Origin of the sequence: Reyranella sp., from assembly GCF_050185545.1 — a bacterium.
GTDB lineage: Bacteria > Pseudomonadota > Alphaproteobacteria > Reyranellales > Reyranellaceae > Reyranella.
Window position 1 is genome coordinate 1 of the sequence record NZ_JBFWZI010000292.1, and the last position, 6,355, is coordinate 6,355.

Below are 6,355 nucleotides of genomic sequence, written 5' to 3' on the forward strand. Positions count from 1 at the left end.
CTGGTCTGGGTGGCCGGGCGTCGAACGGGCAACCAGGCCGAGATGAAGCAGTACCTCGAGTGGGAGCAGCAGCTCGTTGGCCAGCTCGAACGCGACGGCGATGTGCCGTTCCGCATTGTCGCCTAGGCCAAGTCCGGCAGGGTGCCGGCACCGGCGGCTGAGCCCTTGTCGGTCCAGGTCACCCTCATGCGCCGCCTCAATGACGTGCGGCGCTTCCCACTTTCACCGGCTAGGCATCCACATGTGGCGATAAATCTCCGTCATCCCGACCGGAGCCGAGCATGGCGAGGCGTAGTGGAGGGACCTCTCTTGTTGCGGCGCCAGCAAGAAAGGTCCCTCGACTGCGCCGCCAATGGCGCTGTAAACAGCGCCTAATCGGGCGGCTCCGCTCGGGATGACGGTGTTTTTCCATATGCGAACCTGATTACCCAGATACGTCCGCCGATGCGATGGCGCGCTAGGGGGTGGGTTGGCTCGGAGGCCGCCGTAGGCGATTCTGGGCAGAAGCGGCCACGAACTGATGAACGGCACGAGAATGCGCGGCGGGCGTTGATAGTTGATCACTGGCTTGATGGTGGCTGCTGCATTCTGCGCGAGATCCATGCTGTGTCATGCAAGCTTGGGCGACACGTTCCTGAACGTCCTTCAGAACCCCAGCGCCGGCATCGTCTTCATCGTGCCCAGGCGGCGCGAGGTCGTGCGCGTCAGCGGAACTGCCCAGATCGCGACGGACGACGATCTCCTCGAAACCGTGATGTTGCAGGGCAAGCGGCCCGACCTGACCCTTGTCGTCAGGGTGAAGGAGGCCTTCTTCCATTGTGGGAAGTCGATGATCCGCTGGGGGCTCTGGGAGCCCGATCGCTGGGGCTCGATCGATGGCCTGCCGACCTACGCCCAGGCCCTCAAGGATCACGGCAAGCTTTCGGTCGCTCTCCCCGAGATCGAGCAACTCATCGTGAACAGCGAGGTGAACCGGCTTTACTGACCGGAGCGACTTACCACGTGTTCACGTTGGGGCGCTTCTTTCCCGTGCGCGGCGGCACCGGCGGGGCGGCCCGCAGGCCCCTCAGGATCCAGCGACGCGTGTCCGCCGGGTCGATGACGTCGTCGAGGCTTAGGAAGCGCGCGATGTTGGTGGCCTTGCCGCGTTCATAGAGGTCGGCGACGAGGGACTGATAGCGGGCGTCGCGTTCGGCGCCATCGGCGATGGCGGCAAGCTCGTTGCGGTAGGCCAGCTGCACGGCACCCTCCAGCCCCATGGCCCCGATCTCGCCGGTCGGCCAGGCGACCGAGAAGTAGTTGTTGCCGTGAAACCCGCCGCCGCCCATGGCCTGGGCGCCCAGCCCGTAGGCCTTGCGCAGCACCACCGTGAAATACGGCACCGAGATGCTGGCGCCGGTCACGAACATGCGACAGACATGGCGCACGGCGGCGCGCTTCTCGGCCGGCGGCCCGACCATGAAGCCGGGCGTGTCGCAAAGCGACAGCACCGGGAGGTCGAAGGCGTCGCACAGCTCGACGAAGCGCGCCGCCTTGTCGGCCTCGTCGGAATCGATGGCGCCGCCCTGGTGCGACGGGTTGTTGGCGATCAGGCCGAGCGGCCGCCCTTCGATCCGCACCAGCGCCGTCATCAGGCCGAGCCCGAAGTCGCGGCGCAGCTCGAGCACCGACCCGGTGTCGGCCAGCGTGTCGATCACGGCACGCACATCGTAAGCGCGCAGCCGGCGCTCGGGGATGATGTGGCGCAGCCGGCGCTGGTCCGCGCACTGCCAGCTGGCGACCGGCCCCTGGAAGAAGGCGAGGTACTTCCTGGCGAGCCGGACGGCTTCCGCCTCGTCCCTGGCGACGATGTCGACGACGCCGTTGGACGCCTGGACGGATACCGGTCCGACTTCCTCGGCCGCGAACCGGCCGAGCCCGCCGCCCTCGATCATCGCCGGCCCGCCCATGCCGATGGTCGCATTCTCCGTCGCGATCACCACGTCGCAGCAGCCGAGCAGGGCGGCGTTGCCGGCAAAGCATCTCCCGGAGACGATCCCGACCAGGGGCGCAAGGCCGCTGAGCCGCGCGAAGTGCCAGAACGTCATGTTGGCGAGATTGACGGGGGCCGGCGCGTCGGATTCGCCCGGCCGGCCGCCGCCGCCTTCGGCGAAGATCACGACGGGCAGGCGCGCCTTCTCCGCGATCTGGAACATGCGGTCGTGCTTCTTGTGCCCGTGGAAGCCCTGGGTGCCGGCGAATACCGTGTAGTCGTAGGCGAGCACGAGGCAGCGGCTCTTGTCGTCGCCGAACGAGTCTCCGTTGATCGAGCCCAGCCCGACGATCACCCCGTCGGCGGGGCTCATGTCGATCAGCTCCTGCTCGGAGCGGCGCTTGCGCTGGGCAGCGAGCGCCAGCGCGCCGTACTCCACGAAGCTGTCGGGATCGCACAGATCGGCGATGTTCTCCCGCGCGGTGCGCTGCCCGGTCTTGCGTCGGCGCGCTACCGCCTGCGGGCGCGCGGCGTCGAGCGTCGCGGCATGCGTCCTGATGACCTCGGCGAGATCGGGCCGGATGCGATCGAGGTCGATGGACTCCTCGGTCGCGAGGTCGTGGGCACCGACGTCCTGGGGCTCGATGAACAGCAGCTTCTGGCCGCGCTCGGCGATCGCGCCGGCTGCGGTGGCGATCTTGCGAATCACGCCGCTGGTGCCGGCGGCGAGGAGATGCTCCATCTTCATCGCCTCGAGCACCGCGACCTTGTCGCCTGCCCGTACCATGTCGCCTTCGGCGACCTCGATGCTGACGACCCGCGCCTGCATGGGCGCCGTCACCGCTTCGGTCCCCGGCGGATGAGCCACGGCGGCGGCGGTCGGCACCGTCGCCGCCGCCTGCGGCCCGTCGAAATACCGCCGGCGATGCGACGTTGCGCCAGCTCCGAGCGCTGCGATGTTGTCCTCGACGAAGCGGGTGTGGACGTTGCCGGAGACGAAATCGGGATGACGCAGCAGGCTCTGCAGGAAGCCGATATTGGTGTCGACCCCCTGGATGCGGAACTCGCCCAGCGCCTGGTAGGCCTTGGCGGCGGCATGCTCGAAGCGGGCGGACGGCGTATGGGCGATGACCTTGGCGAGGAGCGAGTCGAAGCTGACGCTCGGCGCGTATCCCTGGTAGCCGAAGGTGTCGACGCGAATCCCCGGCCCGGAGGGGATGTCGAAATGGGCCAGCGTGCCGGCCGAGGCATGGACGTCGCCCTGGGCGTCCAGCGTCTCCATGTTGACGCGGACCTGGATCGCGAAGCCGCGCGGTGCGGGCAGCCGATCCTGAGTCAGCCCGAGCGCGTCGAGCGATCGGCCGGCCGCCAGCTCGAGCTGCGTTCTCACAAGGTCGATCCCGGTGACCGCCTCGGTGACGGTGTGCTCGACCTGGAGACGCGCGTTGGCCTCGATGAAGGCGATGGACGACGGGTCGGCCGCGTCGACGAGGAACTCGAAGGTGCCGAGGCTGCTGTAGTCGACCGCCTGGGCAAGACACAGGGCGTGGCCGACGAGCCGTTCGCGCATGGCCGCGGTCAGGCAGGGGCTGGGCGCGATCTCCACCAGCTTCTGGTGCCGGCGCTGGATGCTGCACTCGCGCTCGCCCAGCTGGACGATCGTCGCGCCGTCGCCGGCGACCTGCACCTCGATGTGGCGAGCGTGACGGATCAGCCGCTCGACATAGACGTCGGCGATGCCGAACGCCGCCTGCGCCTCGGACCGGCACCGGGCATAGGCCTCCGGCAGGTCCGCCGGCGTCAGCACCGCGCGCATGCCGCGCCCGCCGCCGCCGGCGACAGCCTTGATCATCACCGCGCCGTCGGCGCCGAGGCCGGCGAGGAAGGCGGCGGCCTCGTCCAGGCTGGTCGCGCCGGACGATCCCGGCAGGACCGGCACGTCGAGGCTCACCGCGAGGCTGCGCGCCCGCACCTTGTCCCCGAAGACGTCGAGCACCTCCGGCCGCGGCCCGACGAAGACGATGCCCGCGCGTTCGCAGGCCCGCGCGAAGGCGGCATTCTCGCTGAGGAAGCCGTAGCCCGGATGGATGGCCGTGCAGCCGGACTCCCGGGCAAGCGCCACGATGGCGTCGATGTCGAGATAGGCGGCAGCGCCGGAACCGGCCAGCGGCCTGGCCAGGTCGGCCTTGCGGACATGAAGCGAGGACGCGTCGTCGGTCGAATGCACGGCGACGGTCTCGATCCCGAGCTCCGCCGCCGCTCTCAGGATACGCACCGCGATCTCGCCGCGGTTGGCCACGAGCAGCCGGGAAAGCCTGGCCGGCTGGCTTGCCGCGCTGGTCACTGCTTTTGGATTCCGGCCTTCTTGAGAACCTCGGCGTTGAGCTCGCCTTCGTGGGCGATCTTCTTGCGGAAGGCGGCCGAGTCGAGCACCTCGATGTTTCCCTGGCCAAGCAGGAGCGACTTGGTCTTGGGATCCTCGGTCGCCGCCAGGACCGCCTTGTAGAGCGCGTCGATCACGGGTTGCGGCGTCTTGGAGGGAGCGACCACGCCAGTCCAGAACGAGGTGGCGAAGCTCGGATAGCCCGACTCGGCGACCGACGGCACGTCGGGCAGATCGCGCCAGCGCACCGTCGTCGACACCGCAAGGGCCTTCAGCCTGCCGGACTGGATCAGCGGCAGGGCGTTCGGCGTGTCGAACGCGGCGTCGACCTCGCTGGACAGCAGCGCGGCCTGCGCCGGAGCCGCCCCAGCATAGGGCACGTGCACCATGCGCGCGCCGATGGTCGCGCCGAGCAGCTCGAAGGAGAGATGGGCGAGGTTGCCGACGCCGCCAGTGCCGTAGTTGATCGTATCCGGCTTGCTGGTCGCGAGCTTGACGAAATCGGCGAAGGTCGCGACCGACTTGGTCTTCGGGTTATTCGGGTTCACCACGAGCACGAAGGGCGCGGACACCACCATCGCAACCGGCGTCAGGTCGACCAGCGGATCGTACTTCATGTCCTTGTAGAGCAGATGATTGGTGGTCATCGTGCTGGCATTGCTGATCAGGATCGTGTAGCCGTCCGGTGCCGCGCGGGCGACCATCGTCGCCGCGATGCTGCCGTTGGCGCCGGTGCGATTCTCGACGACGACCGGCTGGCCGAGGCGCTGGCGCAGATCCTCGGCGAGGTAGCGCGCCACGAGGTCCGTGGAGGCTCCCGGCGAGAAGCCGACGATGAACCTGATCGGCTGGGAAGGGTAGCTCTGCGCCCCGGCGGAGGCGGCGGCCAGGCCGATTGACGCAACCGCAAGCAACAGGCCTGACAATCGTCTTGAAACGGCGAACATTCGACGTCCTCCCGGATTGATTATCTTGGTTGGCGCGGCAGTATGGGATCGTATAATTTAATGGTCAACCAGCAAGTAAGGTGGATCTTGCCGAAGCCCTCGCAATCGCCCCCCCGCCGCACCCAGGAAGATCGCCGCGAAGAGTCTGATCGGCGGATTCTGCGCGCGGCGATCCGCCTGATCGCCCGCAACGGCTCGGCCGGCACGAGCATGGCCGAGATCGGCCTCGCCGCCGGCTACAGCCGCGGACTGCCCAGCGAGCGCTTCGGCACCAAGGACGCGCTGCTGCGGAGCGTGGTCGCCACCATCGAGGAGGCCTTCCAGGCCCGCCTGGCCGGCGATCTCGGCGACAAGACAGGCCTGGCGGCGGTGGAGGCGCGCGTCGGCGCGCACCTGGACGGCGCCTTGAAGGGCGCCGCCGGCGTGCGCGCCCTGTACCTGCTCTACATGGAGTCGCTCACCGTGGCGCCCGACCTGCATGCGCAGATCGCGCAGATGGGCCACGACAACCGGGACGGGCTCGCCGCCCATCTGCGCGAGGCGCAGCGCCTGGGCGAGATCAATCGCGACATCGACTCGAAGGCCCATGCGATGGTGATCCTCGGCGCCATCCGCGGGATCATCACCCAATGGGTGATCGATCCGAGGGCCGTCGATCTGCTGGAGGCCAAGGCTGTTCTGGTATCCATGGTGCAGCGTCTGGCCGGTCGACCGCGCAGCGGGCGATGACCGGCCTGCCCGGCTGCTCGCTCTTGCATCGCGGGCGATATCGCGGCCTTCTGGCGGCCGAGGTAAAGCCGAATGGATGCCTGGGCGATGGAGCCCGTCTTCCAGCAGAACGGGTACGAGTCTCCTGACTGGCGGGCGCTTTCAATATTGCAGAGCGCCGCGTGTCCTCGAATGGCTCCGCAAAGCGATAAGTCTCCGGTGGTAGGCCCGGCAGGATTCGAACCTGCGACATAACCGTTATGAGCGGCTCGTTCTAACCACTGAACTACGGGCCCCCGACCGACCCGCGCGTCGCTCCGGAGAGGTCGCTCTTGTAGCCTATTC

4 protein-coding genes and 1 tRNA gene are annotated in these 6,355 nt (G+C 68.3%); 2 read left to right on the forward strand and 3 right to left on the reverse strand.

What is annotated here, in order from left to right:
• The first annotated feature begins 619 nt into the window (after nt 1-619).
• Nucleotides 620-985 carry a pyridoxamine 5'-phosphate oxidase family protein gene (locus AB7O82_RS36355; RefSeq protein ID WP_428554623.1) on the forward strand — a complete coding sequence of 122 codons (366 nt, stop codon included), beginning with the start codon at nt 620-622 and terminating at the stop codon, nt 983-985.
• A gap of 10 nt (nt 986-995) precedes the next feature.
• Here the strand turns inward: AB7O82_RS36355 and AB7O82_RS36360 are convergent, their stop codons facing one another.
• Together AB7O82_RS36360 and AB7O82_RS36365 are read right to left on the reverse strand one after the other, a co-directional pair.
• Nucleotides 996-4,316, reverse strand: coding sequence for a carboxyl transferase domain-containing protein (locus tag AB7O82_RS36360; RefSeq protein WP_428554621.1), 3,321 nt, complete (start codon nt 4,314-4,316; stop codon nt 996-998).
• Complete coding sequence (locus AB7O82_RS36365) at nt 4,313-5,302, reverse strand: Bug family tripartite tricarboxylate transporter substrate binding protein (RefSeq protein ID WP_428554618.1); 990 nt, start codon at nt 5,300-5,302, stop codon at nt 4,313-4,315. The genes AB7O82_RS36360 and AB7O82_RS36365 overlap by 4 nt, the downstream gene beginning before the upstream one ends.
• A 60-nt stretch (nt 5,303-5,362) precedes the next feature.
• Between AB7O82_RS36365 and AB7O82_RS36370 the strand changes: the two genes are divergently transcribed.
• The gene (locus tag AB7O82_RS36370; protein ID WP_428621712.1) at nt 5,363-6,031 is read left to right on the forward strand and encodes a TetR/AcrR family transcriptional regulator; all 669 of its coding nucleotides are present in this window, start codon (nt 5,363-5,365) and stop codon (nt 6,029-6,031) included.
• Nucleotides 6,032-6,230: 199 nt separating this feature from the next.
• Here AB7O82_RS36370 and AB7O82_RS36375 read toward each other — a convergent pair.
• Nucleotides 6,231-6,306: transfer RNA gene (locus AB7O82_RS36375), tRNA-Ile, on the reverse strand.
• Nucleotides 6,307-6,355 lie beyond the last annotated feature (49 nt).